Origin of the sequence: Pseudomonas aegrilactucae, assembly GCF_019168305.1 — a bacterium.
Lineage (GTDB): Bacteria > Pseudomonadota > Gammaproteobacteria > Pseudomonadales > Pseudomonadaceae > Aquipseudomonas > Aquipseudomonas aegrilactucae.
This window is the reverse complement of the sequence record NZ_JAHTBI010000113.1, coordinates 1-2283: the sequence shown is the minus strand read 5'-3', so window position 1 is coordinate 2283 and position 2283 is coordinate 1. Positions and strand designations below refer to the sequence as shown.

At 53.6% G+C, this 2283-nt stretch carries 2 protein-coding genes and 2 pseudogenes; 2 read left to right on the top strand and 2 right to left on the bottom strand.

Translation table 11 applies throughout. From position 1 onward, the window contains the following. Positions 1-1317, top strand: a 1317-nt coding sequence (locus KUO17_RS24590; protein ID WP_255263780.1) for an RHS repeat-associated core domain-containing protein, incomplete at its 5' end; no start/stop codon positions are given. Beyond that, positions 1314-1727, top strand: a complete 414-nt coding sequence (locus KUO17_RS24585) for a hypothetical protein (protein ID WP_217978164.1) — start codon at positions 1314-1316, stop codon at positions 1725-1727. The genes KUO17_RS24590 and KUO17_RS24585, both read left to right, overlap by 4 nt. A 189-nt stretch (positions 1728-1916) precedes the next feature. On the opposite strand, the pseudogene KUO17_RS24580 reads toward KUO17_RS24585, so the two are convergent. Continuing rightward, a pseudogene (locus KUO17_RS24580) lies at positions 1917-2009 on the bottom strand (IS5/IS1182 family transposase); the annotation flags it as partial. A gap of 134 nt (positions 2010-2143) precedes the next feature. Next, positions 2144-2283: pseudogene (locus tag KUO17_RS24575) on the bottom strand (IS5/IS1182 family transposase); the annotation flags it as partial.

The window sequence follows — 2283 nt, the reverse complement described above, 5'->3', positions numbered from 1 at the left end:
ACCAGTCGTTTGGGGGTGGAGACCTTCGCGTTCGATCCGGCTGGCAACCTGCTGGATGACAAGGCGCAGCAGATGCAGCGTCCGCTGGACCAGGACCCGAAGCGCAACAGGCTGATGGACAACCTGCTGCGTGAGTATGCCGGTACGCACTACGCCTACGATGAGCGCGGCAACCTCATGCAACGGCTGCACAACGGCGTACGTGCGCAGTTCACCTGGGACCTGTTCGATCGGCTGAGTAGTTACAGCGATGACAAGCTCAAGGTGGAGTACAGCTACGACGCGCTTGGACGGCGGCTGCACAAGCATTCAGTTGCGCACTACTGGAACAAGCCGCAGGCCGGCACGGGCTGGAATCAACTGGAGCGGGCCAAGCGTCAGCGCGAGTTGGAGTGTGGTTTTACGCTGTTTGGCTGGGACGGCGACACCTTGGCCTGGGAAAGCTCACCGCCGCGTGATGAAGGCGATACCGGGCGTACGGTGCATTACCTGTATGAGCCGGGCAGCTTTGTGCCGGTGGCGCAGGCCCTGCGCAAGGGCCCGGTGCGCCTGCACAAGCAGCCTGACTGGAGCCAGCGCAGCTACGATTTCGATCAGGATCCGCTGTGGCAAACGCACATGGAACCGCAGGCGTTTGATGCGATTGCGTGGTATCAGTGCGATCACCTGGGCACGCCGATGGAGCTGACCGACCACAATGGCGAGGTGGCGTGGACGGCGCAGTACAAGGCGTGGGGTGAGGTACGAGAGGAGCGCTCGGGTTGGGCGAAGCAGATCGGGCTGAGCAATCCGATCCGGTTTCAGGGGCAGTATCACGACCGTGAGACTGGGCTGCATTACAACCGGTATCGGTACTATGATCCGGGGGTGGGGCGATTCCTTAGTCAGGACCCAATCAGTTATGCGGGGGGGCTAAACTTATATATGTATGCTCCAAGCCCGGTAGATTGGATTGATCCTTTGAGGCTAGCAAAGTCGGGAAGGACGCCCCCACCAACAGGAAAGCCTAATATAGATAATCGACCATGCTGCGCGAAAAAATGGAGCATAGAACGATATGACAGAAAGTGTAATGGGCACATTCCGGGGGTGGGGAATGCCACACTTTATAGAGATCAAACTAATGGGCGCTGGTACTCTGCTGACAAAGCTGAGCATGAAAGCTCTTGGAAAGTTTTTTCTGCCTCGAAAGGTGGAGGAATCTTGGAGTGGGAAGCAGACCTCAATGAGCATGGGGACGTAATGGAAGGAAAGCACAAGGGTCCAACAGGACGTTCCATCGACCTGAGAACGCTAAAGTGCCAGGATAGAAAATGATCGATTCCGCAGAAAAGTTTATCCATCTTGTTGACAGCGCTACTGCAAGTGATAACAGCAGAGCCATTATTGAAAGCGCAAGCGATGACATATGGCGTGATGTCGCTAATAAATATCCAGATTATGAAATCTACATACTGCAGAATCGTACAATCTCTCTAGATGTCCTTCAGCACTTGTCCGAAAGTGACAACTGGAAGACGAGACGTAATATTGCAATGAAGAGACGGTCAGGAGAAAAAATACTGAGCAAACTATCATATGACGAGCATCCAATTGTTCGGCAGGCAGTTGCAGCGAACAAAAAGGCACCGCACGAAGATTTAAAGCGATTATGCTCTGACATCGACGAGAGAGTTAGTCGAGTTGCAGAATACCATATAAAGCTTCGCGAACAAAGAAACCACTAAAAATCAAGTGAAACACTTGGGGGCTGAAGTAGTCGTGTATTTTCCGGCTACTGACCTGCCGGCATTTAGGGATACTTATGCCCTCTCGGCAGTGCGCCCACGACCGCGTCTGACAGTAAACACCTACCCCCTGAATCGAAGCGAAGGATACTTGTTGAATGGGTTTTGGCAGGCACAACAAAGCCCGCACTAGGTTCTGTACGAAAAGAGATGTCGCAAACACCGCATGGAACAAGCCAGCGAGACCATAGCGGCATAGCTTTTCGCGAGCTTGTCGAAGTGTCCACGTATTTTTTAAGTGGAGAACATCGCCCTTATTGCAGGGGTCGGGTAGGTGACTTCGCCGGACGGTTACGTTTGCCGAAAGAAAGCCCCATGCACAGCGTTTTGAGGGCTTTGTCGCCCGGTCTTCCGTGTTACGCGCGTAACTCGCCCATACCCATCAGCTGTTTTCGAGCCATCCACAGGTTCGACAGAGCGAACAGCGTGGTCAACTGAGCCGTGTTCTTCATCAGCCCTCGAAAGCGCACTTTCATGTAACCAAATTGCCGTTTGA